The sequence below is a fragment of the Pseudoneobacillus rhizolycopersici genome, from assembly GCF_054786815.1.
In genome coordinates this window covers 1-241 of record NZ_JBTOOE010000221.1, presented here as the reverse complement: position 1 = coordinate 241, position 241 = coordinate 1, and the positions used below count along the sequence as shown (strand labels likewise).

The following is a 241-nucleotide window of genomic DNA, read 5'->3' as shown; positions in this document are numbered from 1 at the left end:
ATGCCATAATGCATAATGCCGATATGCTCGGAAAGAAATCTGTCTGGGCTATAGGTGGGGATGGATGGGCATATGACATAGGTTTCGCAGGTATCGATCATGTGCTTGCCTCGGGTGAGGATATCAACATATTGGTATTGGACACCGAGTGCTATTCGAATACAGGGGGGCAGACTTCGAAGGCAACCCCTTTAGGGGCGGTGACGAAATACTCCCCTGACGGGAAGCGAACGTTTAAGAA

The 241-nt window shown here is 49.4% G+C and carries 1 protein-coding gene; it reads left to right on the top strand.

Annotated features, from left to right (window positions below; all coding sequences use genetic code 11):
* The coding region (locus tag ACX9YW_RS23515; protein WP_460351219.1) for a thiamine pyrophosphate-dependent enzyme at positions 1–241 on the top strand (241 nt) is incomplete at both ends.